The organism is Kitasatospora sp. NPDC127067 (assembly GCF_042724755.1).
Lineage (GTDB): Bacteria > Actinomycetota > Actinomycetes > Streptomycetales > Streptomycetaceae > Kitasatospora > Kitasatospora lactacystinica.
In genome coordinates, this window is record NZ_JBHXEM010000024.1 from 1 (window position 1) to 23,053 (window position 23,053).

Below are 23,053 nucleotides of genomic sequence, written 5' to 3' on the forward strand. Positions count from 1 at the left end.
GCGCCACCTCCTCGATCACGATCACCGTCGCCAGCGCATCCGCCCCCGCACCACCGAACTCCTCCGGCACGTGCACCGCGTGCAGATCACTGCCCCGCAACGCCTCCAGCGCCTCCTGCGGGAACCGCCCCTCCTCGTCCACCTCCGCCGCGAACGGAGCGATCTTCGCCTCGGCCAGCGAACGCACCGCCTCACGGAGCATCCCGTGCTCCTCGGAGATCCGGAAGAGATCGAAGTCAGCCGCCCCTGCGCTGCCCGCCATGATGCCTGCCTCGTCGTTCAGTGACCGGTGCCCGATCGAGGTCCGATCGGCGCCCGGTGCGAGTCGAATCCGCGGTTAACTACCGTTCAGTAGAGATCCTAGGGCGCCGACCTGCGGCTGCCTAGCGTTCAGGGCGGCCCCTCGGGCGTGCAGGTGATCCCGGCGCGCCCTCGGCGGGCGGATAGCATCAGGGCATCCGTACTGGTCGCGTCCGCATCCAAGGAGAACCCGTGACCCTCCGCATCTCCGTGATCGGCACCGGCTACCTCGGCGCCACGCACGCCGCCGCGATGGCCGAGTTCGGCTTCGAGGTGCTGGGTCTGGACATCGACCCCGACAAGATCGCCATGCTGACCGCGGGTCGCGTCCCGATGTACGAGCCGGGGCTCTCCGAACTGCTGCTCAAGCACGTGGCCGGGCACGAGGGTTCGACCGGACGGCTGCGCTTCACCACCTCCGCCCAGGAGGCCGCCGAGTTCGGCGACGTGCACTTCATCTGCGTCAACACCCCGCAGCGCAAGGGTGAGTTCGCCGCCGACATGTCGTACGTCGACACGGCGATCGACGAGCTCGCGCCGCACCTGACCCGTCCCGCCCTGGTGGTCGGCAAGTCCACCGTCCCGGTCGGCTCGGCGGCCCGGCTGGCCGAGCGGCTGGCCGCGCTGGCACCGGTCGGCGAGGGCGCCGAACTCGCCTGGAACCCGGAGTTCCTGCGCGAGGGGTTCGCCGTGCAGGACACCCTGCGGCCGGACCGGATCGTGGTCGGCGCCCAGAGCGAGCGGGCCGAGCGGGTGCTGCGCGAGGTGTACGCGGAGCCGATCGCGGCCGGGGTGCCGTTCATGGTCACCGACTACGCGACCGCCGAACTGGTCAAGGCGGCCGCCAACTCCTTCCTGGCCACCAAGATCTCCTTCATCAACGCGATGGCCGAGGTCTGCGAGGCGGCCGGCGCGGACGTCACCCAGCTCAGCAAGGCGCTCGCCTACGACGAGCGGATCGGCGGCAAGTTCCTCAACTCCGGCCTCGGTTTCGGCGGCGGCTGCCTGCCCAAGGACATCCGGGCGTTCATGGCCCGGGCCGGCGAGCTCGGCGCCGACCAGGCGCTGACCTTCCTGCGCGAGGTCGACTCGATCAACATGCGGCGCCGCTCCCGGATGGTCGAGCTGGCCCGCGAGCAGTGCGGCGGCGGCTTCCTGGGCCGCCGGGTCGCCGTCCTCGGCGCCGCCTTCAAGCCCAACTCGGACGACATCCGGGACTCCCCCGCCCTCAACGTGGCCGCCCAGATCCAGCTCCAGGGCGCCCAGGTCACCGTCTACGACCCGAAGGCCGTGGACAACGCCCGCAAGATGTTCCCGTCCCTCACCTACGCCCACTCCGCCCTGGAGGCCGCCGAGGGCGCCCACGTGGTCCTCCACCTCACCGAGTGGTCCGAGTTCCGCGAGCTGGACCCGTCCGCGCTCGGCGCCGTGGTCGCCGAACGCCGCCTCCTCGACGGCCGCAACGTCCTGGACGCCGAGGCCTGGCGGGCCGCCGGCTGGACCTACCGCGCCCTGGGCCGCCCGAGCTGACGAGTCCGCTCCCGAGCGCCCGTCCCCGACCCCGGGGACGGGCGCTCGCGCGTTCCCGGACCCAAGTATTTGAACATGTTCAACTCTCGTGCGAGGATCGGGCCACCCGCTGTCCGCCGTGGTCCGAAGACCGGGGGGTCCTTCATGCGCAAGTCGTTCATCCGGTCGGCCGTCGGCTGCGCGGCGGCCGCGCTCCTGCTCTTCTTCGCGAGCCGCTTCGTGCTCGCCCTCGACGACCTCGCCTCCGGCAAACCCGTCAAGGCCGACTGCTCGGAGGTCGTGGACTTCGCGGGCGGATCCATGCCCGCGCAGGCCACCGGGGCCCGCTGCACGGACACCAGCGGCTGGCAGGAGCAGGGGTACACCGGCGAGTTCCGGATGCCCCGGACCGACCTGGCCGCCCGACTGGTCGCCGCGTTCCCGCGCGTCCGGCTGATCAGCGACGAGACCTGGGGAATGACCCTCCGGAACCGCGACGAGACCGATGAGAACCGGCCCCGGGGGAAGGCCTGGGTCGTCGAACTGGAGATCACGTACGACAACGACACGACGGCCCTGGTCAAGCTCAACGCCACCAACATCTGAGCCCAGGAATCCGGCGCCCGCGAACGTCGTTGGTACCGGCATGACGAGCTACGGCGACGAAGCGGCGGTCCGCGAGATCCTCACCCGCACCGGCGACACCTGGGCAGTGGTGGGCCTGTCCAGCAACACCGCCCGGGCCGCGTACGGGGTGGCCAGGGCGCTCCAGGAGTACGGCAAGCGGATCGTGCCCGTGCACCCGAAGGCCGAGACGGTCCTCGGCGAGCAGGGCTACGCCTCGCTCGCCGAGGTGCCGTTCCCGGTCGACGTGGTGGACGTGTTCGTGAACAGCGCGCTCGCCGGGGAGGTGGCCGACCAGGCGGTGGCCGCCGGGGCGAGGGCGGTCTGGTTCCAGCTGGGTGTCGTCGACGAGGCCGCCTACGGGCGGACCCGTGCGGCCGGGCTCGCCATGGTGATGGACAGGTGCCCGGCCATCGAGATCCCCAGGCTTCAGGCCTGAGGGCCGTCCAGCTGCGCGATGGTGGCGATGGACGGGCGGCGGCTCGCGCGCAGCCCGGCGGCCGCCGATTCGGCGTCGCGCAGGACGCGCACGGCGTTGTGCCAGGTGAGCTTGGCCAGGTCGGCCTCCGACCAGTGGCGGCCGAGGAGTTCGGCGACCAGGTTGGGGTAGCCGGCCACCGAGTCCAGGCCGTCCGGCAGGAAGGCGGTGCCGTCGAAGTCGCCGCCGATGCCGATGTGGTCGATGCCGGCCACCTCGCGCATGTGGTCGAGGTGGTCGGCGACGGTGGCCGGGGTGGCGATCGGGCGCGGGTTGGCGGCCTCGAAGGCGCGCTGGCGCTCCATGGCCGGCGGGGTGGTGTCCAGCGGGTGGAAGCCGTGGGCGCGCATGTTCTCGTCGGCGGCCCGGGTCCAGTCGATGGCGGCGGGCAGGATGAACTTGGGCACGAAGGTCGCCATCGCCACGCCCCCGTTGGCGGGCAGCTGGGCGAGCACGTCGTCCGGGATGTTGCGCGGGTGGTCGCAGACCGCGCGCGAGGAGGAGTGCGAGAAGACCACCGGCGCCTCGGTCACCCGCAGGGCGTCGCGCATGGTGTCGGCGGAGACGTGCGAGAGGTCGACCAGCATGCCGAGCCGGTTCATCTCCCGGACGACCTCCTCGCCGAACCGGGTCAGCCCGCCGGCCACCGGCTTGTCGGTCGCGGAGTCCGCCCACGGCACGTTGTCGTTGTGGGTGAGCGTCAGGTAGCGCACGCCCAGCTCGTACAGGGCGCGCAGGGTGGCCAGCGAGCAGTCGATGGAGTGGCCGCCCTCGGCGCCCATCAGGGAGGCGATCCGGCCCTCGGCGCGGGCGGCCTCGATGTCCGCGGCGGTACGGGCCAGACGCAGCCGGTCCGGGTAGCGCTCGACCAGGGCGTGGACGAAGTCGATCTGTTCCAAGGTGGCGCTCACGGCGTGGTCGCCGGCCAGCGAGGAGGGGACGTAGACGGACCAGAACTGCGCGCCGACCCCGCCCTCCGCGAGGCGGGCGAGGTCGGTGTGCAGGCGGTCGCTCTGGTCGGCGGCGAGGTCGAGCGCGCCGAGGTCGTATCCGGCCTGCTCGCGCATCGCCCAGGGGAGGTCGTTGTGGCCGTCCACCACGGGGGCGGTGCGCAGCAGGGCGCGGGCGCGGTCCAGCGGGGTGGGGGAGTCCGTCCGAGAAGTCATACGGGTTGTTCTACCCCACCCCCACCAGGGGAATTACTTGCCGAAGCCGAAGGAGGAGGAACCGGCCACCTTGGCGCGCAGCTTCTGGCCCTTCTCGGTGGCCTGGTTGTTCAGCTCGGCCTGGAACTCGGTCATCTTCTCGGTGAGCTCGGGGTCGAAGGCGGCGAGCATCCGCACCGCGAGCAGGCCGGCGTTGCGCGCGCCGGCCACCGAGACGGTCGCCACCGGCACGCCGGCGGGCATCTGGACGATCGACAGCAGGCTGTCCATGCCGTCCAGGTAGCGCAGCGGCACCGGCACGCCGATGACCGGCAGCGGGGTGACGGAGGCGAGCATGCCCGGCAGGTGGGCCGCGCCGCCGGCGCCGGCGATGATCGCCTTCAGGCCGCGCAGGTGGGCGTTCTCGCCGTACGCGACCATCTCGCGGGGCATCCGGTGGGCGGAGACGACGTCCACCTCGTAGGGGATCTCGAACTCGTCGAGCGCCTGGGCGGCGGCCTCCATGACCGGCCAGTCGGAGTCCGAGCCCATCACGATGCCGACGAGGGGGGCGGTCGAAGCGGGGCTCATTCGGTGATCGTTCCTCGCAGGTAGGCGGCCGCGTGGCGGGCGCGCTCGCGGACGTCTTCGAGGTCGTCCCCGAAGACGTTGACGTGGCCGACCTTGCGGCCGGGCTTCACGTCCTTCCCGTACATGTGGATCCGCAGCCCGGGGTCGCGGGCCATGCAGTGCAGGAAGGGGCGGTACATGTCCGGGTAGTCGCCGCCGAGGACGTTGACCATGACGGTCCACTTGGCACGCGGGCGGGGGTCGCCGAGCGGGAGGTCGAGGACGGCCCGCAGGTGGTTCTCGAACTGCGAGGTGACGGCGCCGTCCTGGGTCCAGTGCCCGGAGTTGTGCGGGCGCATGGCCAGCTCGTTGACCAGGATGCGGCCGTCCCGGGTCTGGAACAGCTCGACGGCGAGGTGGCCGACGATGCCGAGGTCGCCGGCGATCCGCAGGGCGAGCTGCTGGGCCTCGTCGGACAGGGCCGGGTCGAGGTCCGGCGCGGGGGCGGTGACCTCGGCGCAGACGCCGTTCTCCTGGACGCTCTCCACCACCGGGTAGGCGACGGCCTGCCCGCTGGGCGAGCGGACCACGTTGGCGGCCAGCTCGCGGACGAAGTCGACCTTCTCCTCGGCCAGCACCGCGACGCCGGCCAGGAACGGGGCCTGCGCCTGCTCCTCGTCGTCGACGACCCAGACGCCCTTGCCGTCGTAGCCGCCGCGGACGGTCTTGAGGACGACCGGGTAACCGGAGCCCTCCTCGGCGAAGGCGGTGACGTCGGCCGGGTCGGCGACGATCCGGTGCCGGGGGCAGGGCACGTCGATGGAGTCCAGCTTGGCCCGCATCACGCCCTTGTCCTGGGCGTTGACCAGCGCGTCCGGGCCGGGGCGGACGGCGATGCCGTCGGCCTCCAGGGCCCGCAGGTGCTCGGTGGGGACGTGCTCGTGGTCGAAGGTGATCACGTCGCAGCCGGCGGCGAAGGCGCGCAGGGTGTCGAGGTCGCGGTAGTCGCCGAGGACGACGTCGGACACCACCTGTGCGGCGGAGTCCTGGGGCGTGTCGGCGAGGAGTTTGAACCTGACCCCGAGCGGGATGCCCGCCTGGTGTGCCATGCGGGCCAGCTGCCCGCCACCGATCATGCCCACCACTGGAAAATTCACATTGCCCGGGGAAGTCACGCGGCCCAGGATATCCGGGCCGGTCGGGGGCGGTGGAGCCGCAGGTGGGGCCGTCGGGGCGGACGCGCGTAGATGTCAACCTGTCGCCCTGGGGGCTGAGCCGTTCGATGGAAGCGGGTAGCCTGGACGGCCAGGTCCTGGTCTGCGCGGTCCGATCATGTGCGTGCACGCAGGGCTCAAGGGGTGGCCGCGCCGTCGCGGCAGGCCCTTTCGTCCCGCAGGCACATGGAGGCAGTCCGGTATGGCGACGACCGCAGCTTCGAACCCCCCGCTCGCACAGAAGATGCGTGGGATCACGGGCGAAGTCGTGAAGTTCGGCATCGTCGGCCTGAGCGGCGTGGTGGTCAACTTCGCCGTCTTCTGGGTCTGCATCAACGGCATGGGCCTGGCCTCGGTCCGGTCGAACATCGTCGCGACGGTGATCGCGATCGCGACCAACTACCTGGGCTACCGCTACTGGCTCTACCGGGACCGCGACGCCGCCTCCCGCAGGCGCGAGATCACGCTCTTCCTGGTCTACAGCGGCATCGGCATGCTGATCGAGACCGGCGTCCTCGGCTTCTCGGTGTACGTGCTCGACCTGCGCTCGCACTACGAGCAGATCGGCGCCAAGGTGATCGGCCTCGCCGTGGCCACCGTGTTCCGCTTCGTCTCGTACCGCACCTGGGTGTTCAAGGCCGTGCCGGAGCCCGTCGGACTGCCCGCCCAGCAGGCGGTGGACGCCACCAGCGGCCAGGAGCTGGCCGCACAGGCCGAGCTGATGCTGGCCACCGAGCGGATCCGCCTCGCCAAGGCCGAGTAGGCCCCTCGCCCCTGCGCCCCTCGCACCCCCTTCGCTCCTCGCAGCCCCGGCAGCCCGAACGCGGCCGCCGGGGCTTGCCGTGTCCGCCGGGCTTGCCGTGTCCGCCGCGACCGGAGGACAGTGGTTACCGAGGGCGAGCACGGCCGGCGGACGATCGTGGCCGAGGGGGTCCAGGAGGCTCGCCATGACGTTCGTCCAGATCATCGACTGCAGGACCGACAGGCTCGACGACCTCAACCGGCTGCTGGACACCTGGGTCGAGGCGACCCGGGGCAGGCGGACCGCTTCCCACGCGGTGATCGGCACCGACCGTTCCGACACCGCGCACGTGGTGCAGATCGTGGAGTTCCCCTCCTACGCGGCGGCGATGGAGAACTCCGCCCTGCCCGAGACCGACCGGATCTTCCACGAGATGGTGGCGCTCTGCGACGCGCCGCCCACCTTCACCGACCTCGACGTGGTCCGCGACGCGCAGTTCGACTAGGGCGTGTCCGACCATTCGAGTCGGCCCCGGGCCCGTTCAGTCCTGGTGGCTGCGTCCGAGGAAGAGCGCGAACACCGCCGGCTTCAGCGAGAGCAGTTCGAGCCGCCCGCCGTCCGCCTCCGCGAGGTCGCGGGCGACGGCCAGACCGATGCCGGTGGAGTTGCGCCCGCTGACCGCGCGTTCGAACACCCGGTTGCCGAGGTCCGCCGGCACGCCCGCGCCCTCGTCCTGGACCTCGACCACCGCCGAGGTGCCGGACGGCCGGACCCGCAGGGTGATCGTCCCGGCGCCGTGCATCAGCGAGTTCTCGATCAGGGTGGCCAGCACCTGGGCGACCGTCCCCGGGGTGCCGACCGCGGTGACCCCGTGCAGCCCCTCCAGGGAGAGCACCCGGCCCTGCTCCCGCAGCGTCGGGCCCCACTCCTCCACCTGCTGCTTGATCACCTCGTCCAGGTCGAAGGCGACGGCGGTGGGGCTGCGCGGGTCGCGCTGGGTGGTGAGCAGCCGCTGGACCACGTCGGTGAGCCGCTCGACCTGCTGGAGGGCGATGGTCGCCTCCTCCTTGACCGTCTCCGGCTCCTCGGCGAGGGCGGTGATCTCCTCCAGCCGCATGGAGAGCGCGGTGAGCGGGGTGCGCAGCTGGTGCGAGGCGTCGGCGGCGAGCCGGCGCTCGGCGGTGAGCATCCGGGCGATCCGCTCGGCGCTGGTGTCCAGCACCTCGGCGACCCGGTCGAGCTCGGGCACCCCGTAGCGGCGGTCGCGCGGGCGCGGGTCGCCGGAGCCGAGCCGCTCGGCGGTCTCGGCGAGGTCGGTGAGCGGCCGGGCGAGCCGCTTGGCCTGCCAGACGGCGAGGGCCACCGCGGCCTGGACTGCGAGCAGGGCGACCACGCCGAGCAGCAGCAGGTTGTTGGCGATCTCGTGGTCGACGTCCTCGCGGGACTGTTCGACGGTGACGGTCTCGCCGCTGTTGCCGCGCTCGACGGCCTTCAGCAGGTGGTTCCCGGCGGGGCGCTCGCCCGCGGAGACCACCGGCTGGCCGGGCACCTGCACCTCGACGTAGCTGCCCTCGGTGATCTGGCTCTCGAAGGCCCGCCCGGTGACCGGCTCCCCCGCGGCGAGCCGGCTCTCGACCAGGGCGAGCACCCGGACGGCGGCCGCGTCCACCCGGTCCTGGGCCGAGTTGACGATGGTCCGCTTCTCGACCAGGGCGAGCGGTACGCAGAACACCACGACGACCACCAGGACGACGCCCAGCAGCGAGTTGATCATCCTGCGTTTCACGCTGCCGCTCCCCGGGGTGTTCCACTGCCGCGGGCCGAGGGCCCGTTCTCCGTCAGGGACTAATTCTTCTCGAACCGGAACCCGACTCCGCGCACGGTGGCGATGTAGCGGGGGTTGGCCGCGTCGTCGCCGAGCTTCTTGCGGAGCCAGGAGATGTGCATGTCCAGGGTCTTGGTGGAGGTCCACCAGGTGGTGTCCCAGACCTGCCGCATGATCTCCTCGCGGGTGACCACCCGGCCGGCGTCCCGGACCAGGACCCGCAGCAGCTCGAACTCCTTGGCGGAGAGGGTGAGTTCCTCGTCGCCGAGCCAGGCGCGGTGGGACTCGATGTCGATCTTCACACCGTGCGCGCCGGTGGTGAGCTGGTCGACGTTGCCGCGCCGGAGCAGGGCCCGGACGCGGGCGAGCAGTTCGGCCAGGCGGAAGGGCTTGGTGACGTAGTCGTCGGCACCGGCATCCAGGCCGACCACGGTGTCCACCTCGTCCGCGCGGGCGGTGAGCACGAGGACGGGGCAGCTCTTGCCGTCGGCACGCAGGCGGCGGCAGACCTCCAGGCCGTCCATCTCGGGCAGGCCGAGGTCCAGGACGACGAGGTCGACCTCCTCGGTGAGGCCCGCGGCCAGTGCGGTCGGACCGTCCTCGCGGACGAGCACCTCATAGCCCTCGCGTCGCAGGGCCCGGGCGAGCGGTTCGGAGATCGCCGGATCGTCCTCGGCGAGCAGCACACAGGTCATGTGGTGATGGTAGTCCGCCGGGGTAACGCCGGATGCCCTGTGAGGTAGTTCACAGAGCGTGATCGTTATACAAGACCCCGATCGCACCCAACGGGCCGCAGCGGACCGGCCGTTCGGCGAAGAATCTCCGTTTGGATCTTGAAACCGAAGGAAGATGCGCCCATCTACCATCGATAGATCGGGAAGATCTAACGCCGACTTTGCCATTCCCATACCTGATTCAAGGCTTTTGTCATCTGATAAAGCCAAATGTCGCCACGTAGAGTGGTTTCGTCCACGTCCGCCGCCACCCCCCTAGGCGGACGCTGTCAGGCAAGGAACCACTACTCATGGCGTCGAAGACCCTGGACGCCGACATGACGTCGGCCTCTCCCGGCGGCAAGACCTTCCTCGGGCATCCCCGAGGTCTTGCCACCCTGTTCATGACCGAGATGTGGGAGCGCTTCTCCTACTACGGCATGCGCGCCCTGCTCATCTACTACCTGGTCTCCGGTGGCGCCGACGCCGCCGTGGGCAGCCAGGGCGGCGGCCTCGCCATGACGGCGACGACGGCGACGGCGATCTACTCCGTCTACGTCTCGATGGTCTACCTCATGGCCTACCCCGGCGGCTGGTTCGGTGACCGGGTCTGGGGTGCCCGCAAGACCGTCGCCATCGCCGGTTTCGTGATCATGTTCGGCCACATCGCGCTGGCCGTCCCGGGCCAGGCGGCGTTCTTCCTCGGCCTGCTCCTCGTCGCGCTCGGCTCCGGGCTGCTGAAGGCCAACATCTCCACGATGGTCGGCCAGCTCTACAACGGCCCCGAGGACCCGCGCCGCGACGGTGGCTTCACCGTCTTCTACATGAGCATCAACCTCGGTGCCTTCGTCGCCCCGTTCATCATCGGGACGATCGGCAAGGAGTACAGCTGGCACCTGGGCTTCGGTATCGCCGCGGTCGGCATGGCCTTCGGCCTGGTGCAGTTCCTGCTGGGCAGCCGCCACCTGAGCCCCAAGAGCAGCAAGGTCCCCAACCCGCTCAAGCCCGCGGAGCGCAACAGCCTGCTGGTGAAGGCCGGCATCGCCGTCGCCGCCACCGCCGTCTTCTACGCCGTGATCGTCGGGCTGGGCGTCTACACCCTGAACTGGGCCCTCGTCCCGCTCACCCTGGCCGGTCTGCTCATCCCGATCGCCGTGCTGGTCCGGATCAAGCGCGACAAGGACCTCAGCGCCGGCGAGCAGTCCAAGATGTCCGCCTACATCTGGTTCTTCGCCGCGGCCGCCATCTTCTGGATGATCTACGACCAGGGCGGGTCGACCCTCTCCCTGTTCGCCGACAAGAAGACCGCCGACAGCCTGTTCGGCCTCGGCTTCTCGGCCACCTGGTACCAGTCGCTCAACCCGCTGTTCGTGATGGCGCTCGCGCCGGTGTTCGCCTGGCTGTGGCTGTGGCTCTCCCGCCGCAACAAGGAGCCGAACACCATCGTGAAGTTCTCGATGGGCCTGGTCCTGGTCGGCGCCTCGTTCTTCATCTTCATCATCCCGATGAACATGGCGGACGGCGGCACCATGGTCTCCCCGATGTGGCTCGTCTCGATCTACCTGATCCAGACCATCGGTGAGCTCTGCCTCTCCCCGGTCGGCCTCTCGGTCACCACCAAGATGGCGCCGCAGAAGTACGCCTCCCAGATGATGGGCGTCTGGTTCCTCGCCGTCACCGCCGGTGACTGCACCACCAGCCTGCTCTCGCTGGCCGGCGTCAACCTCGACGGCAACGGGATCATCGCGATGCAGGCGTCGCTCGCGGTCCTCGCCGGGCTCGCCGTCTTCGGCTACCGCAAGCGCGTCCAGGCCCTCATGGGCGACGTGCGCTGACGGACCGGCCTACGGCTCACGACTCCGGGGCCGCCGTGGATTCCTGAGATCCGCGGCGGCCCCGGCCGTCTTTTCCCGGCCCCGGCCGTCCTCCGCCCCGGTCACCCAGGCCACCCGGGCCGCCCCGGTCTCCGAGGCCACCCGGGCCGCCCCCGCCGCCGGGCGTTACGCGCTCGACACGGGCCCGGCGGCCGTGCCTATGGTGCCCCTCATGACGACCCCCTCCTTACCCCGTCAGCTGGCCCGCACCCGGCGGTTCACCCTGGGCGTCCCCGTCCAGCCGGAGCCCTCGCCGGACGGCACCACCGTGCTCTTCCTGCGCGGCCGGTCCGGCACCGACCCGCTCGCCTGCCTCTGGGCCCTGGACACCGCCACCGGCGAGGAACGGCTGATCGCGGACCCGGCCGTGCTCGGCGCCGCCGAGGGCATCGCCGGGTACAGCACCGACGCCGCCGGCGCGCTCGCCGCCTTCGCGCTGGACGGCGCCCTGTGGCTGGCCGACACCGCCCGCGGCACCGTCCGTGCCGTCCCCGTCCCCGGCCCGCCGCAGGACCCCCGGCTCGACCCGGCCGGCCGCCGGATCGCCTACGTCGCCGCCGGCGCCCTGCGGGTGGTCGGCGTCGACGGCACGGACGACCGTCCGCTCGCCGAACCCGAGGCCGAGGACGTCTCCTACGGGCTCGCCGAGTACGTCGCCTCCGAGGAGATGTTCCGCGACCGCGGCCACTGGTGGTCCCCCGACGGCACAGCGCTGCTGGTCGCCCGGGTCGACAACCGCCCGCTCGCCCGCCTCTTCCTGGCCGACCCCGCCGACCCGCACCGCCCGCCGCGCGCCGTCCGCTACCCGCTGGCCGGCACCGCCAACGCCGAGGTCTCGCTGCGGCTGCTCGGCCTCGACGGCACGGACACCGGGGTCCGCTGGGACCGCGCCGCCTTCGAGTACCTCACCGCCGCCGGCTGGGACGGCCACGGCCCGTACGCCGCCGTGCAGAGCCGCGACCAGCGCACCGTCCGCACCCTGGCGATCGAGCCGGACGGCGCCACCCGGGTGCTCGCCGAACGGCAGGACGCGCACTGGATCGAGCTGCTCCCCGGCCTGCCGGCCCGCACCGGGGGCGGCGCCCTGGTGGACACCGCCGACCTGGGCGACACCCGGCACCTGACCGTCGACGGCAAGCCGGTCACCCCGCCCGGGCTCCAGCTGCGCGCGGTACTCGGGACGGACGGCGAGCAGGTCCTGTTCACCGCCTCCGACGAACCCACCGAGACCCACCTCTGGACGTACGGACCGGACACCGGCCCACGACGGCTCAGCAGCGGCCCCGGCCTGCACACCGGGGTGCGGCGCGGCGGCACGCTGGTCCTCACCACCCGCACCCCCGGGCACCCCGGCGGCTTCACGACCGCTCTACGGGAAGGGTCGGCACCCCTCCCGCTCACCTCGTACGCCGAGCCGCCCATCGTCACCCCGCGGCCCGAACTGCTCCGGCTCGGCCCGCACGCCCTGCGCGCCGCGCTCTTCCGCCCCGCCGGCCACCGCCCCGGGGACGGCCCGCTACCCGTCCTGCTCGACCCGTACGGCGGGCCCGCGCTGCAGAAGGCCACCACCGGCGGCCCCTGGTGGGACCACGTCTCGCAGTGGTTCGCCGACCAGGGCTTCGCGGTGCTCGTGGTGGACGGCCGTGGCACTCCCGGACGCGGGCCCCGGTGGGAGAAGGCCGTGTACGGCGACAAGACGACGCTCCCGCTGGCGGACCAGGTCGAGGGCCTGCGGGCGGCCGACCGGCTGCGGCCCGGACTGCTCGACCTCGACCGGGTCGGCATCCGCGGCTGGTCCTACGGCGGCTACCTCGCCGCCCTCGCGGTGCTGCGCCGCCCGGACGTCTTCCACGCCGCCTCCGCCGGGGCCGCCCCCACCGACTGGCGGTTCTACGACACCCACTGGCAGGAGCGCTTCCTCGGCCACCCCGACGAGCACCCCGAGCACTACGACAGCGGTTCGCTGATCTCCCTGGCGCCGGAGCTCCGCCGCCCGCTGCTGCTGATCCAGGGCCTCGCCGACGACAACGTCTACCCGGCCCACACCCTGCGGCTGTCCGCCGCCCTGCTCGCCGCCGGCCGCCCGCACGAGGTCCTCCCACTGCGCGCCACCGGTCACCGGCCCACCGACGAGGCGGTGGTGGAGAACCTGCTGCACCACGAACTGCACTTCCTGCGAAGCTCGTTGGACCTGGCATGAGCGAAGGCCCGCCCCCGGTCGCAGGACCGGGGGCAGGCCTTCCACGGACGTGCCCTCAGACCTCCCGGACGCCCGCCCGCCAGACCGCCGCCGTCAGCGGCACTCCCGGCCGGTAGGCCAGGTGGACGTGCGAGGGCGCGTCCAGCAGCAACAGGTCCGCGCGGGCACCGGGGGCGATCACCCCCACGTCACTGCGCCGCAGCGCCCGCGCGCCGCCCGCCGTCGCTGCCCAGACCGCCTCGTCCGGGGTCATCCCCATCTCCCGCACCGCGACCGCGATGCAGAACGCCATCGAACTGGTGAAGCTGGAGCCCGGGTTGCAGTCGGTGGACAGCGCCACCACCGCGCCCGCGTCCAGCAACCTGCGCCCGCTCGGGTACTCGGCCCGGGTGGAGAACTCCGCCCCCGGCAGCAGGGTCGCGACCGTCGCCGACCCCGCCAGCGCCGCCACGTCCTCGTCCGTCAGGTGGGTGCAGTGGTCCGCCGAGGCGGCCCCCAGTTCGACGGCCAGCTGCACGCCCGGCCCGTAGGTGAGCTGGTTGGCGTGCACGCGCGGCGTGAGGCCCTTCTCGATCCCCGCCGTCAGAACAGCCCGCGCCTGGTCCCCGTCGAACGCGCCCTTCTCGCAGAACACGTCCACCCAACGGGCGTGCGGGGCGCAGGCGTCCAGCATCTCGCCGGTGACCAGGTCGACGTACCCGGCCGGGTCCCCGGCGTACTCGGGGGCGACCACGTGGGCGCCCAGGTAGGTGGTCTCCGGGGTGTGCGCGGCGGCGATCCGCAGGGCGCGCGCCTCGTCCTCGACCGTCAGCCCGTAGCCGGACTTGCACTCGATGGTGGTGGTGCCCTGGCGCACCGCCTCCCGGACGAACCGGGCCAGGTTGGCGTCCAGTTCGGCGTCGCTCGCCGCCCGGGTGGCCGCCACCGTGGTCCGGATGCCGCCCGCCGTGTACGGCTGCCCGGACATCCGGGCGTTGAACTCGGCGGTGCGGTCGCCCGCGAACACCAGGTGGGCGTGCGAGTCGACGAAGCCGGGCAGCAGGGCCCGGCCCTCGGCGTCGAAGCGCTCGTCCGCCGCCGGGGCCTGCGCGGCCGGGCCGACCCAGGCGACGGTGCCGCCGTCGACCACCACGGCCGCGTCGGTGAGCAGGCCGAGCGGCCCGGCGCCCTGCCCGGGGTCGTTGGTGACCAGGCTGCCGATGCCCGTGATCAGGGTGGTCGTGGTGCTCAAGACAACGCCTTCCGAAGGGAGTTGAACAGGGTCAGTAGTCCAGTGCGCCGATCGCGGAGCGCAGCGCGCCCGGCACGTCGGTCACCAGTCGGTGCACGCCGTCCCGGACGACGTGCCGGCCGCCGACCACGACGTGCCGCACGTCCGCCGCCGAGGCCGCGAAGACCGCGATCTCGGCGCCGAGCCGGGGCGGCGGTCCCGCCGTGCGGACGGTGTCCAGCGCGATCACCGTGAAGTCGGCGAGCGCCCCGGCCTCGATCCGTCCGGCCTCCGGCCAGCCGAGCGAGGCGTGGCCGTCCTCGGTCCCGGCCCGCAGCAGCGCGTTCGCCGTCCAGTGGCCGCGGGTGCGGGTGCGCAGCCGCTCGTCCAGCTCCAGCGCGCGGGCCTCCTCGAACGGGTCGATCACCGCGTGGCTGTCGCTGCCCAGGGTGATCGGGGAACCCGCCGAGGCCAGCCGGCGGGCCGGGCCGATGCCGTCCGCGAGGTCCCGCTCGGTGGTGGGGCACATGCAGACCGTGGTGGAGGAGTCGGTGAGCAGCCGGACGTCCTCGTCGGTCAGATGGGTGGCGTGCACGGCCGAGGTGCGCGGGCCGAGCGCGCCGTGGTCGGCGAGCAGCCTCGTCGGGGTGACGCCGTGCGCGGCCAGGCAGGCGTCGTTCTCGGCGGTCTGCTCGGAGAGGTGGACGTGCAGCGGCGCCGCGCGCACCGACGCCCAGTGCGCGACGGTGCCCAGCTGCTCGGCCGGGACGGCCCGCACCGAGTGGACGGCGGCGCCGATCCGGGCGTGCTCGCGCGGCTTGAGCGCGTCCGCCCGGACCGCCCAGGCCTCCGCGTCGCCGTCGCTGAACCGCAGCTGCGGCCTGGTCGGCTCGGCGCCGAAGCCGGAGGAGAGGTAGCAGGTGTCCAGCAGGGTGATCCGGATGCCGGCCCGGGCGGCGGCCTCGATCAGCGCCTCGCCCATCGCGTTCGGGTCGGTGTAGCGGACGCCGCCGGGCGCGTGGTGCAGGTAGTGGAACTCGCCGACGGCCGTGATGCCGGCCAGCGCCATCTCGGCGTAGACGGCGGTCGCGAGCTCCAGGTAGCGGTCCGGGTCCAGCGCGCCGGCGAACCGGTACATGGTGTCGCGCCAGGTCCAGAAGGTGCCGGAGCCGACCTGGACGTGCCCGCGCAGCGCCCGGTGGAAGGCGTGCGAGTGGGCGTTCGCCTGACCGGGCAGCAGCAGCCCGTCGAGCCGGACGGCGTCGGGCGGGCAGGGGCCGCTGTCCGGGGTGACGGCGGCGATCGTGCCGCCGGGGCCGGTGGTGATCAGCACGTCCGGCTCGACCACCGGCCCGTTGTCGTGCGGCAGCCAGGCGTACTGCGCCCAGTAGCGCACGTGCTCGTTCACTGGCACGCCAGGTCCTCCAGTACGTCGGCGAGGGCGGCGACCCCGGCCAGGCAGTCGGCCTGCTCGGCGTGCTCGGCCGGGGAGTGCGAGACGCCGGTGGGGTTGCGCACGAACAGCATGGCGGTCGGGATCGCGGAGGCCAGGATGCCGGCGTCGTGTCCCGCGCCGGTGGGCAGCACCGGGGCGTCCAGCAGCTTGGCCAGCCGGTCGCGCAGCGGCCCGTCGAAGTCCACCACCGGGGTGTAGGACTCGCGGGTCAGCTCGACCCGGACGCCGTCGCGCTCGCCGCGCTCGGCGGCGGCCCGCTCGATCTCGGCGACCAGCTCGGTCAGGGTGCGCTCGTCGGCGGCCCGGGAGTCCAGCCAGCCGCGCACCAGCGAGGCGATCGCGTTGGTGCCGTTGGGCTCCACCGCGACCTTCCCGAAGGTGGCCAGCGCGCCCGCCAGCTTGGCCTTCTTGCGGGCGGCGAGCACGGTGTTGGCGTAGGTCAGCATCGGGTCGCGGCGGTCCTCGATCCGGGTGGTGCCGGCGTGGTTGGCCTCGCCGTGGAAGTCGAACCGCCAGCGGCCGTGCGGCCAGATCGCGCCCGCCACGCCGACCGGCTGCCCCTCGGCGAGGCAGCGGCCCTGCTCGACGTGGAGCTCGACGAAGGCGCCGATCCGGGCCAGCCGGTCGTCGTCCGCGCCGATCGCGGTCGGGTCGTAGCCGGCCTTCTCCATCGCGTCGGGCAGCCGCTGGCCGTCGATGTCGCGCAGCTCGTACGCGGCCTCGCGGGACAGCACCCCGGCGGTCAGCCGGGAGCCGATGCAGGCCACCCCGAACCGGGCGCCCTCCTCGTCGCCGAAGTTGACGATCGCCAGGGGCTTGGTGAGCTCCGTTCCCCTGGCGCGCAGTTCGTCCAGCGCGGCGAAGGAGGAGACCACCCCGAGCGGGCCGTCGAAGGCCCCGCCGTCCGGGACGGAGTCCAGGTGCGAGCCGGTGACGACCGCCCCCTGCCCGTTCGGGTCGCCCAGCCAGGCCCACTGGTTGCCGTTGCGGTCCAGCTCGTACGTCAGGCCACGGCTGCGGGCCTGCTGCTCGAACCAGGCGCGGCACTCGGCGTCGGCGGAGTTCCAGGCGAAGCGGCGGTAGCCGCCGGAGGAGGCGGAGCGGCCCACGGGGAGCAGCTCCGCCCACATCTCTTCGAACGACGGAACCGTCACAGCTCACCCATGGGAACGCGCACGCCGCGCTCGTCGGCGACCTCGACCGCCCGGTCGTAGCCGGCGTCGACGTGCCGGATGACGCCCATGCCCGGGTCGTTGGTGAGCACCCGGCGGATCTTCTCGCCGGCCAGCGGCGTGCCGTCGGCCACGGTGACCTGACCGGCGTGGATCGAGCGGCCGATGCCGACGCCGCCGCCGTGGTGGATGGAGACCCAGGAGGCGCCGGAGGCCACGTTGACCATGGCGTTGAGCAGCGGCCAGTCGGCGATCGCGTCCGAGCCGTCCAGCATCGCCTCGGTCTCCCGGTACGGGGAGGCGACCGAGCCGCAGTCCAGGTGGTCGCGGCCGATGACGATCGGCGCGGACAGCTCGCCGGAGGCGACCATGTCGTTGAAGCGCTCGCCGGCCTTGTCGCGCTCGCCGTAGCCGAGCCAGCAGATGCGCGCGGGCAGGCCCTGGAAGTGCACCTTCTCCTGGGCCATCTTGATCCAGCGGTGCAGCGACTCGTTCTCCGGGAAGAGGTCGAGCACGGCCTTGTCGGTCTTGGCGATGTCCTGCGGGTCGCCGGACAGGGCCGCCCAGCGGAACGGGCCCTTGCCCTCGCAGAACAGCGGGCGGATGTACGCGGGGACGAAGCCGGGGAAGGCGAAGGCGCGGTCGTAGCCGGCCAGCTGGGCCTCGCCGCGGATCGAGTTGCCGTAGTCGAAGACCTCGGCGCCGCGGTCCAGGAAGCCGACCATGGCCTCGACGTGCTTGGCCATCGACTCGCGCGAGCGGGTGGTGAACTCCGCGGGCTTCTCGGCCGCGTAGGTGGCCATGTCGTCGAAGGCGACGCCGATCGGCAGGTAGCTCAGCGGGTCGTGGGCGCTGGTCTGGTCGGTGACGATGTCGATCGGCGCGTCCATCGCGAGCAGCTGCGGGAAGAGCTCGGCGGCGTTGCCCAGCAGGCCGATGGAGAGCGGCTGCTTCTTGTCGCGGGCCGCGGTGGCCAGCTCCAGCGCGTGCGCGAGGTTCTTGGCCTCGACGTCCAGGTAGCGGTGCTCGATCCGGCGGGAGATCCGGGACGGGTCGCAGTCGATGCAGATCGCCACGCCCCCGTTCATGGTGACGGCCAGCGGCTGGGCGCCGCCCATCCCGCCGAGGCCGGCGGTGAGGGTGATGGTGCCTTCCAGCGAACCGTTGTACCGCTTGTTGGCGACGGCGGCGAAGGTCTCGTAGGTGCCCTGGAGGATGCCCTGGGTGCCGATGTAGATCCACGAGCCGGCGGTCATCTGCCCGTACATGGTGAGCCCGAGGCTCTCCAGCCGGCGGAACTCCTCCCAGTTGGCCCAGTCGCCGACCAGGTTGGAGTTGGCGATGAGCACGCGCGGCGCCCACTCGTGGGTCTGCATCACGCCGACCGGCCGCCCGGACTGGACCAGCATGGTCTCGTCCTGCTTCAGGCCCTCCAGCGTCCTCACCATGGCGTCGAAGGAGCGCCAGTCCCGCGCGGCCTTGCCCGTGCCGCCGTAGACCACCAGCTTGGACGGGTGCTCGGCCACCTCGGGGTCGAGGTTGTTCATCAGCATCCGCAGGGCCGCCTCCTGCTGCCACCCCTGCGCCGTCAGCCCCGTCCCACGCGCCGCGCGCACCTCACGCGGCCCGCTCGCCTGCTGCACCATAGTTCGGCCTCCCTGCGGATGGATTCATTCAAGCTATGTTCGATTGAATATAACTAAACAGTCGGCTTTCGACCAGACCCCGAAACCATCCGATCAACGCCCGAACCGGAACGCCTGCCGCCAGTAGCCTGCGACCGGAAGCACCAGCCGATCGGCCCAGCGGAGGACGCCATGGCAGCTGTTCCGGCACGCTCCGGCAGGCTGCGTCGCACCGCCGAAGGGATCGAGCGGCGCACCGGCCTGCGGGTCGAGATCATCGGCGGCACGCTGCTGATGTCGCCTCCCCGCCGAGGGAAACACGCCGGCACAGTGCGCCACCTGCGCGAAGACCTCGGACCGCAGCTGCCCGCGAACCTCGGCGCCTACGAGTCGTCATCGATCGCCCTGCCGGACGACGAGGACGACTACGCCACCCCCGACCTGATCGTGCTGCCCGTCGAATGGGAGAACGAGGACGACTGGCGGGCCGATCCCCGCCATGCCGCTCTCGCCGTTCAGGTCGTTCCCGGCCCCTCGCTCATCACCCACATCTCCACCAGGACCAGCTGGTACGCGATCGCAGGCGTTCCGGTCCTCCTCACGGTCGACCCCCGCAAGGGCGCCTGGACACTCCACACCCGCCCCCGCGACGGCGAGTACCAGGGCGTCCTGCACGGCACGTACGGCGAGGCCGTCCCGCTGCCCGCGCCGCTGCCCGCCGAGCTGGACACCTCCGGCCTTCCGCTGTACGCGCCGCGCGGCTGAGTCAGGCCGCCGCGCCGCCGTCCCAGTCGATGCCGATCTCGGCGAGCCAGCGGCGGTCGTCGGCGTCCGGGGCGGGCGGGGACGGCGGGCGGGGGATGTTCTGGACGGGGCCGAGGCCGTACTTCTCGGCGGCCGCGGCGGCGCGGGCGTCGGGTTCGATGACGCCGACGTGGACGGCCGACTCGTCGCCCGGGTCGAGGACGGTCAGTTCGGGTTCGGGCAGGCGCCGCAGGGTGACGCGGCGTCCGCAGGCGGGGCAGGACCATTCGTCGGCGCCCGAGGAGAGGCGGGCGACGAACTTCATCTCGTGGATCACGTGCATGGGTGGCACCCCCTGCAGGAGGGGATGCCCGGGTTTGTGACGGCTACTCCCCCGCCGCCGTTCCGGGCCGTGCTTGTTCCACGCTCATTCCAGGAAGAGGCCGCGCGCCGCCGCCGACTGCTCGATCGCCTCCAACCGGGCTTCCGCTCCCGGCAGTTCGTCGCACATGGACTGCAGCAGCACCCGGCCGAGCATCATCGGGGCGCACGCGGTGTCGAAGACCAGCCCGGTGCCGACGGCGGCCGGCAGCATCAGGTCGGACAGCTTGGCGACCGGCGCGAAGGCGCTGTCGGCCACGGTGAGCACCGTCAGCCCGCACTCGCGGGCCACCGTCAGCGCGTCCATCAGCTCCCGCGGGTAGCGCGGCAGCGCGAAGCAGAGCAGTGCGCTGGCCCCGGCCGCCCGGGCCTGTTCCAGCCGGTCGGCGAGCATGCTGCCGCCCTCGTCCAGCAGCCGGATGTCCGGGTGCACCTTGGCCGCGAAGTAGGCGAAGCCGCGGGCCTGCGCCGAGGCGGCCCGCAGGCCGAGCACCGGCAGCGGGCGGGAGGCGGCGAGCAGCCGGGCGGCCCGGGTGATCGGCTCCGGGTCGGCGAGGAGTTCGGCGAGGTGGCGCAGGTGGGCGATCTCGGCGAGCACGGCCTGCTGGTGCTCGTTGCGCACCGCGTCGTCCGGGGTCTCCGGCGCGGCCTGTTCGCCGCCGCCGAGTTCGCGCAGCTGCTTGCGCAGCGCCGGGTAGCCGTCATACCCGAGCGCGACCGCGAAGCGGGTGACGGAGGGCTGGCTGACGCCCGCGAGTTCGGCGACCTCGACGCTGGACAGGAACGGTGCCTCGGTGGCGTGCCGCACCAGCGAGTGGGCGATCCGGCGCTGGGTCGGCGTCAGCCGGTGCCCCTCGAACAGTTGGAGCAGCCGGGCGGAGGGGCCGACGCTGCCGGTCTCGTCGGTGGCGGTCATCAGCGGTACCTCCGGGTGCGAGGGGGTCGGACGACGACTGTGCAGGAGCGGGCCGCACCTGGCAAAGACGTCTCGTACGGCGGGACGTCCGGTGGGACGCCCCTTGGGTCGGACCGGTCGGGCGGGTCGGACCGGATCGGGCGGGTCGGACCGGGTCGGGGTAACCCTGATTTGTCCCTGAGCCCGCCCGGATTCCTCCTGCGAACGGATGGACCGGGGGCCCCGGCGGCCCCACCCTGGTTCCATGGACACTCGTCAGGACGAACTGCGGCGCGACCTCGACGCCACCCTCCAGGCCCGCAAGGAGCTCGGCAAGGAGTACGAGGAGGCACTCGTCGACTCCTTCATGAAGCGGCTCGACGCCCGGCTGGACGCCCGGGTCGAGCGGTCGGTGGCCCAGCGGTTGGACGACTACGAGCCGCGGTCCCCCCACCGGGGGCAGTCCCGCCGTTCGGGCTGGGGCAAGCGCTCCAACACCGGGCTCGCGGTGACCTCGCTGGTCCTCGGCATCCCGCTGACGGCGATCGCGGGCAGCCCGGAGAGCGGCGGCTTCGCCGGTCTGGTGGTCTGCTGGGCGGGCATCGTCGGGGTCAACCTGGCGGCCGCCCTGGGCGAGCTGCGCAACCGCCGGGACCGCGCGGAGCGCTCGCCGCGGAGCGACTGGGACTGAGCCCCCGTCACTCCGCGGCGACGCCACGACCCCGGCCGGCCGGGCCTCAGGCCAGCGGACCGGTGACCCGCTCGACCGCCCGCACCAGCTCGCCGGAGGCGACCAGCTCGGCGGCGGCCTCCAGGTCGGGCGAGAGGAAGCGGTCGCGGCCGGCGCCGCCGACGCCCGCCGCCCGGGCGGCGGCCATGGCGGCCGCGGTGGCCGGGGCGACGCGGCCCGACGCGTCGGCCTGCTGACGGATCTCCAGCGCCCGGGCGGACGCGGTGAGTTCGACGGCGAGGATCCGGCCGAGGTTGGCCACGGCCTGGCGCAGCTTGCGCGCGGCCGACCAGCCCATCGACACGTGGTCCTCCTGCATCGCGGAGGAGGGGATCGAGTCGACCGAGGCCGGGACGGCGAGCCGCTTGTTCTCGCTGACCAGCGCCGCCTGGGTGTACTGGGCGATCATCAGGCCGGAGTCCACGCCCGGGTCGTCGGCCAGGAAGGCCGGCAGGCCGTGCGAGCGGGCCTTGTCGAGCAGCCGGTCGGTGCGGCGCTCGGAGATCGAGCCGAGGTCGGCGGCGGCGATGGCGAGGAAGTCCAGCACGTAGGCGACCGGGGCGCCGTGGAAGTTGCCGTTGGACTCCACCCGGCCGTCCGGCAGCACCACCGGGTTGTCGACCGAGGCGGCCAGTTCGCGCGAGGCGACCAGCCGGGCGTGCTCCAGGGTGTCCCGGCCGGCGCCGGCGACCTGCGGGGCGCAGCGGATCGAGTAGGCGTCCTGGACCCGCGGCGCGTCGTCCTGGTGGTGGCCGGTGAGGCCGGAGTCCTTGAGGACGGCGAGCATGTTGGCGGCGCTCAGCGCCTGGCCCGGGTGCGGACGGATCGGGGCGTGCAGCTCGGGGGCGAGCACCTTCTCGGTGCCGAGCAGCGCCTCCAGGCTCATCGCGGCGGTGATGTCGGCGGTGGTGAACAGCCGCTGGAGGTCGGCGATGGCCATCACCAGCATGCCGAGCATGCCGTCGGTGCCGTTGATGAGGGCGAGGCCCTCCTTCTCCAGCAGCTCGACGGGCTCGATCCCGGCGGCGGCGAGCAGTTCGGCGGCGGGCTTCTCCACGCCGTCCGGGCCGGTGGCGGTGCCCTCGCCCATCAGGACCAGTGCGCAGTGCGACAGCGGCGCAAGGTCGCCGGAGCAGCCGAGCGAGCCGAACTCCCGCACCACCGGGGTGATGCCCGCGTTGAGCAGGGCGGCCATGGTCCGGGCGACCAGCGGCCGGACGCCGGTTCGGCCGGAGGCCAGCGTCTTCATCCGCAGGAACACCAGCGCGCGGACCACCTCGCGCTCGACCGCCGGCCCCATGCCGGCGGCGTGCGAGCGCACCAGCGACCGCTGCAGCTGGGCGCGCAGCTCGGGGCTGATGTGGCGCACGGCGAGCGCGCCGAAGCCGGTCGACACGCCGTAGACGGGGCGCGGCTCGGCCGCGAGGGCGTCGATCCGCGCGCGGGCGGCCGCCATCTCGGCCAGCGCGTCGGGGCCGATCTCGACCCGGGCGTTGCCCCGGGCGACGGCGAGGACGTCCTCCGCGCTGACGTCGGCCTTGCCGACCAGGACCAGCGGAGCGTCGGGGGCCACAGCACTGTGCATATCCATATACACCATCACATCAGGTGAATGAAGATATGACAACAGGTGCTCGCCATCCGGA

The 23,053-nt window shown here is 72.7% G+C and carries 21 protein-coding genes and 1 pseudogene; 9 read left to right on the forward strand and 13 right to left on the reverse strand.

Annotated features, from left to right (window positions below; genetic code table 11):
- Positions 1-262 (reverse strand): acyl-CoA dehydrogenase family protein (locus tag ACFWJ4_RS13175; RefSeq protein WP_380542853.1); only part of this gene is annotated, 262 nt, incomplete at its 3' end.
- A 230-nt stretch (positions 263-492) separates the two neighbouring features.
- Between ACFWJ4_RS13175 and ACFWJ4_RS13180 the strand changes: the two genes are divergently transcribed.
- The 3 genes from ACFWJ4_RS13180 (at position 493) to ACFWJ4_RS13190 (ending at position 2,872) form a co-directional block, all read left to right on the forward strand.
- Positions 493-1,830 (forward strand): UDP-glucose/GDP-mannose dehydrogenase family protein, encoded by a 1,338-nt coding sequence (locus tag ACFWJ4_RS13180; RefSeq protein WP_359906155.1) that lies wholly within the window; start codon positions 493-495, stop codon positions 1,828-1,830.
- Positions 1,831-1,974: 144 nt separating this feature from the next.
- Complete coding sequence (locus tag ACFWJ4_RS13185; RefSeq protein WP_380542856.1) at positions 1,975-2,415, forward strand: hypothetical protein; 441 nt, start codon at positions 1,975-1,977, stop codon at positions 2,413-2,415.
- A 40-nt stretch (positions 2,416-2,455) separates the two neighbouring features.
- Positions 2,456-2,872: a CoA-binding protein gene (locus ACFWJ4_RS13190; protein WP_380542859.1), complete on the forward strand. Its 417-nt coding sequence runs from the start codon at positions 2,456-2,458 to the stop codon at positions 2,870-2,872.
- Here the strand turns inward: ACFWJ4_RS13190 and ACFWJ4_RS13195 are convergent.
- Genes ACFWJ4_RS13195 through ACFWJ4_RS13205 form a run of 3 tightly spaced genes read right to left on the reverse strand, consistent with a single transcriptional unit; the run spans position 2,863 to position 5,783 of the window.
- Positions 2,863-4,077 carry a dipeptidase gene (locus tag ACFWJ4_RS13195; RefSeq protein ID WP_380350551.1) on the reverse strand — a complete coding sequence of 405 codons (1,215 nt, stop codon included), beginning with the start codon at positions 4,075-4,077 and terminating at the stop codon, positions 2,863-2,865. The genes ACFWJ4_RS13190 and ACFWJ4_RS13195 overlap by 10 nt on opposite strands.
- Positions 4,078-4,110: 33 nt before the next feature.
- On the reverse strand, positions 4,111-4,647 hold the full coding sequence (gene purE, locus ACFWJ4_RS13200; RefSeq protein WP_359906144.1) for a 5-(carboxyamino)imidazole ribonucleotide mutase: 537 nt from the start codon (positions 4,645-4,647) through the stop codon (positions 4,111-4,113).
- Positions 4,644-5,783 carry a 5-(carboxyamino)imidazole ribonucleotide synthase gene (locus tag ACFWJ4_RS13205; RefSeq protein WP_359906141.1) on the reverse strand — a complete coding sequence of 380 codons (1,140 nt, stop codon included), beginning with the start codon at positions 5,781-5,783 and terminating at the stop codon, positions 4,644-4,646. The genes purE and ACFWJ4_RS13205 overlap by 4 nt, the downstream gene beginning before the upstream one ends.
- A gap of 301 nt (positions 5,784-6,084) precedes the next feature.
- On the opposite strand from ACFWJ4_RS13205, the gene ACFWJ4_RS13210 reads away from it, so the two are divergent.
- On the forward strand, positions 6,085-6,603 hold the full coding sequence (locus tag ACFWJ4_RS13210) for a GtrA family protein (protein ID WP_359906138.1): 519 nt from the start codon (positions 6,085-6,087) through the stop codon (positions 6,601-6,603).
- A gap of 184 nt (positions 6,604-6,787) precedes the next feature.
- Positions 6,788-7,084 (forward strand): annotated as a pseudogene (locus tag ACFWJ4_RS13215) (ester cyclase); the annotation flags it as partial.
- Between the two features lie 39 nt (positions 7,085-7,123).
- Here ACFWJ4_RS13215 and ACFWJ4_RS13220 read toward each other — a convergent pair.
- Both ACFWJ4_RS13220 and ACFWJ4_RS13225 read right to left on the reverse strand, forming a co-directional pair.
- Positions 7,124-8,368: an ATP-binding protein gene (locus ACFWJ4_RS13220; protein ID WP_359906135.1), complete on the reverse strand. Its 1,245-nt coding sequence runs from the start codon at positions 8,366-8,368 to the stop codon at positions 7,124-7,126.
- 59 nt (positions 8,369-8,427) lie between these two features.
- Positions 8,428-9,102 carry a response regulator transcription factor gene (locus ACFWJ4_RS13225; RefSeq protein WP_030058577.1) on the reverse strand — a complete coding sequence of 225 codons (675 nt, stop codon included), beginning with the start codon at positions 9,100-9,102 and terminating at the stop codon, positions 8,428-8,430.
- A gap of 329 nt (positions 9,103-9,431) precedes the next feature.
- Between ACFWJ4_RS13225 and ACFWJ4_RS13230 the strand changes: the two genes are divergently transcribed.
- Both ACFWJ4_RS13230 and ACFWJ4_RS13235 read left to right on the forward strand, forming a co-directional pair.
- Entirely contained in the window at positions 9,432-10,955 is a 1,524-nt protein-coding gene (locus ACFWJ4_RS13230) for an oligopeptide:H+ symporter (RefSeq protein WP_359906132.1), read from the forward strand.
- A gap of 211 nt (positions 10,956-11,166) precedes the next feature.
- Positions 11,167-13,194, forward strand: a complete 2,028-nt coding sequence (locus ACFWJ4_RS13235; protein WP_380542862.1) for a prolyl oligopeptidase family serine peptidase — start codon at positions 11,167-11,169, stop codon at positions 13,192-13,194.
- A gap of 55 nt (positions 13,195-13,249) precedes the next feature.
- Here ACFWJ4_RS13235 and hutI read toward each other — a convergent pair whose 3' ends face one another.
- Genes hutI through hutU form a run of 4 tightly spaced genes read right to left on the reverse strand, consistent with a single transcriptional unit; the run spans position 13,250 to position 18,678 of the window.
- Complete coding sequence (gene hutI / locus ACFWJ4_RS13240; RefSeq protein WP_380542865.1) at positions 13,250-14,425, reverse strand: imidazolonepropionase; 1,176 nt, start codon at positions 14,423-14,425, stop codon at positions 13,250-13,252.
- Between the two features lie 31 nt (positions 14,426-14,456).
- Entirely contained in the window at positions 14,457-15,818 is a 1,362-nt protein-coding gene (locus tag ACFWJ4_RS13245) for a formimidoylglutamate deiminase (protein WP_380542868.1), read from the reverse strand.
- Positions 15,809-16,990, reverse strand: a complete 1,182-nt coding sequence (locus ACFWJ4_RS13250; protein ID WP_380542980.1) for an allantoate amidohydrolase — start codon at positions 16,988-16,990, stop codon at positions 15,809-15,811. The genes ACFWJ4_RS13245 and ACFWJ4_RS13250 overlap by 10 nt, the downstream gene beginning before the upstream one ends.
- Before the next feature lie 20 nt (positions 16,991-17,010).
- Positions 17,011-18,678, reverse strand: coding sequence for a urocanate hydratase (gene hutU, locus ACFWJ4_RS13255; protein ID WP_359906110.1), 1,668 nt, complete (start codon positions 18,676-18,678; stop codon positions 17,011-17,013).
- Positions 18,679-18,849: 171 nt separating this feature from the next.
- Between hutU and ACFWJ4_RS13260 the strand changes: the two genes are divergently transcribed.
- Positions 18,850-19,422: a Uma2 family endonuclease gene (locus ACFWJ4_RS13260; protein WP_380542871.1), complete on the forward strand. Its 573-nt coding sequence runs from the start codon at positions 18,850-18,852 to the stop codon at positions 19,420-19,422.
- Position 19,423: 1 nt separating this feature from the next.
- On the opposite strand, the gene ACFWJ4_RS13265 is transcribed toward ACFWJ4_RS13260, so the two are convergent.
- Positions 19,424-19,744, reverse strand: coding sequence for a hypothetical protein (locus ACFWJ4_RS13265; RefSeq protein WP_380542874.1), 321 nt, complete (start codon positions 19,742-19,744; stop codon positions 19,424-19,426).
- Between the two features lie 84 nt (positions 19,745-19,828).
- Positions 19,829-20,698 carry a MurR/RpiR family transcriptional regulator gene (locus ACFWJ4_RS13270; RefSeq protein WP_224278798.1) on the reverse strand — a complete coding sequence of 290 codons (870 nt, stop codon included), beginning with the start codon at positions 20,696-20,698 and terminating at the stop codon, positions 19,829-19,831.
- 244 nt (positions 20,699-20,942) lie between these two features.
- On the opposite strand from ACFWJ4_RS13270, the gene ACFWJ4_RS13275 reads away from it, so the two are divergent.
- Positions 20,943-21,368 (forward strand): hypothetical protein, encoded by a 426-nt coding sequence (locus tag ACFWJ4_RS13275; protein WP_380542877.1) that lies wholly within the window; start codon positions 20,943-20,945, stop codon positions 21,366-21,368.
- 46 nt (positions 21,369-21,414) lie between these two features.
- Here ACFWJ4_RS13275 and hutH read toward each other — a convergent pair whose 3' ends face one another.
- The gene (gene hutH / locus ACFWJ4_RS13280; protein WP_380542880.1) at positions 21,415-22,992 is read right to left on the reverse strand and encodes a histidine ammonia-lyase; all 1,578 of its coding nucleotides are present in this window, start codon (positions 22,990-22,992) and stop codon (positions 21,415-21,417) included.
- Between the last annotated feature and the right edge of the window lie 61 nt (positions 22,993-23,053).

What these genes read in the sequence shown, in the direction of transcription:
- purE (WP_359906144.1), bottom strand. Translation starts at nt 4,647, where the DNA reads ATGAGCCCCGCTTCGACCGCCCCCCTCGTCGGCATCGTGATGGGCTCG.
- ACFWJ4_RS13185 (WP_380542856.1), top strand. Translation starts at nt 1,975, where the DNA reads ATGCGCAAGTCGTTCATCCGGTCGGCCGTCGGCTGCGCGGCGGCCGCG.
- hutH (WP_380542880.1), bottom strand. Translation starts at nt 22,992, where the DNA reads ATGCACAGTGCTGTGGCCCCCGACGCTCCGCTGGTCCTGGTCGGCAAG.
- ACFWJ4_RS13230 (WP_359906132.1), top strand. Translation starts at nt 9,432, where the DNA reads ATGGCGTCGAAGACCCTGGACGCCGACATGACGTCGGCCTCTCCCGGC.
- ACFWJ4_RS13235 (WP_380542862.1), top strand. Translation starts at nt 11,167, where the DNA reads ATGACGACCCCCTCCTTACCCCGTCAGCTGGCCCGCACCCGGCGGTTC.
- ACFWJ4_RS13265 (WP_380542874.1), bottom strand. Translation starts at nt 19,744, where the DNA reads ATGCACGTGATCCACGAGATGAAGTTCGTCGCCCGCCTCTCCTCGGGC.
- ACFWJ4_RS13250 (WP_380542980.1), bottom strand. Translation starts at nt 16,990, where the DNA reads ATGTGGGCGGAGCTGCTCCCCGTGGGCCGCTCCGCCTCCTCCGGCGGC.
- ACFWJ4_RS13270 (WP_224278798.1), bottom strand. Translation starts at nt 20,698, where the DNA reads ATGACCGCCACCGACGAGACCGGCAGCGTCGGCCCCTCCGCCCGGCTG.
- ACFWJ4_RS13225 (WP_030058577.1), bottom strand. Translation starts at nt 9,102, where the DNA reads ATGACCTGTGTGCTGCTCGCCGAGGACGATCCGGCGATCTCCGAACCG.
- hutU (WP_359906110.1), bottom strand. Translation starts at nt 18,678, where the DNA reads ATGGTGCAGCAGGCGAGCGGGCCGCGTGAGGTGCGCGCGGCGCGTGGG.
- ACFWJ4_RS13260 (WP_380542871.1), top strand. Translation starts at nt 18,850, where the DNA reads ATGGCAGCTGTTCCGGCACGCTCCGGCAGGCTGCGTCGCACCGCCGAA.
- ACFWJ4_RS13190 (WP_380542859.1), top strand. Translation starts at nt 2,456, where the DNA reads ATGACGAGCTACGGCGACGAAGCGGCGGTCCGCGAGATCCTCACCCGC.
- ACFWJ4_RS13275 (WP_380542877.1), top strand. Translation starts at nt 20,943, where the DNA reads ATGGACACTCGTCAGGACGAACTGCGGCGCGACCTCGACGCCACCCTC.
- ACFWJ4_RS13195 (WP_380350551.1), bottom strand. Translation starts at nt 4,077, where the DNA reads ATGACTTCTCGGACGGACTCCCCCACCCCGCTGGACCGCGCCCGCGCC.
- ACFWJ4_RS13210 (WP_359906138.1), top strand. Translation starts at nt 6,085, where the DNA reads ATGCGTGGGATCACGGGCGAAGTCGTGAAGTTCGGCATCGTCGGCCTG.